This window comes from Edaphobacter aggregans DSM 19364, assembly GCF_000745965.1.
In the GTDB taxonomy this organism is placed as follows: Bacteria; Acidobacteriota; Terriglobia; order Terriglobales; family Acidobacteriaceae; genus Edaphobacter; species Edaphobacter aggregans.
The window spans coordinates 1-1,224 of the sequence record NZ_JQKI01000341.1 but is presented as its reverse complement, the minus strand read 5'-3'; the positions used below and the strand labels follow the sequence as shown (position 1 = coordinate 1,224).

Sequence of the window (1,224 nt, the reverse complement as noted above, 5' to 3'; positions counted from 1 at the left end):
TGCGGTCTGTAGCGCCATGTCCGAACCGCCTCCGATGCTGAATTTCGAAGACGCCGGGGACCTTCAAGAACGTCTACGCGGGTCACAGTGCCGTCTTTGGAGATGACTGCCCGCATCACCACTGAACCCTCGATGCGATCGACCTTTGCGGCCTCCGGATAGGCGGGCACGCGCGACGAGACGAGATTAGCCTCCATGACGTCCGGAGCTACATTGATTGCGTCCGCGACATCGACATCAGACGGCGCTGCCTTGGCTGCTGATGCAACAGTTACTGCATCGCTCGACGTCGCCTTCCGGCGAGAACGTGGACTGGACTCGCTGCCGGAAGCCCGCGGTCTATCGGGAGCTGCTGCTTGTTCAGTCATTTTCTGTTCCGAAGCGCTGCTCGACCCCGCAACCGGAGCCGATGATGCCGACGCATCTGGCGGCAGCGGCGGATTCGAAGAGCTACTATCACTCGGAATCGCCGATCCGGGAGCCGATCTGGAAGCTGATTCGGGAGCCGAGCCAGCGGCAGCGCTCTGAGGCGCACTCTGATTCGTTGAGTTCACTGCAATCTGTCCAGAACCCGCACCATGCATCTTGTCCTTGAGCAAGCTGTATCTCTCCCGCAGGGCCACGCTATACCTCTGCCATGACGAAGAACCATACCTCTGCTCCGTGAAAAGGCCGCCAACTATCGCCAACAGCAGGAAAGCGAACAAAGCGATCCTGCCATGCCCGCCCCCCTGAGAGTAGCCCGCCAGCGGAATGGGAATAGAGGGATCATCCTCCTCGTGGTGGGCGAACGATGCTCTGCGAGGTTCAGTGCCGGACCGGGAGCTTCCCAGCGGTCTGAGAACAGGCTCCTCGACAGGTTCGCGAACTTCTTCCTTCGCAGCAGGTGAAGACGCCGAGGACACCGTGGATGTGAGCTCTTCAACATGAGGCTCTATTTTGCTCACCTTGTTGTCGAGATCATTGGGGTGCTCATTGAGAAGGAGGTTCTCGCGCTCCAACCGCGAGAGCGCCTCTCCCAGCGGATGCGGAGTCGGGCCCGTAGCCGGAGACTCTTTGCCCGTAGCGCGCTTCGCATGCTCTGCAAAGCCCTGCGAGCCCATGCCCGGCGGAAAGGCCGGCGGAAGGGCCGCAGTCTTCACATCGCTCTGCCCCATTGGACCATCAGGTTCGACTCCGGCAAGCAGGCGGGAAAGATCGTCAACGAGTTTTTTTGAGACGCCC

At 60.5% G+C, this 1,224-nt stretch carries 1 protein-coding gene; it reads right to left on the bottom strand.

What is annotated here, in order from left to right; translation table 11 throughout:
* A partial coding sequence (locus Q363_RS37180; protein WP_169747226.1) for an energy transducer TonB occupies positions 1–1,142 on the bottom strand: 1,142 nt, incomplete at its 3' end.
* Positions 1,143–1,224: the final 82 nt, after the last annotated feature.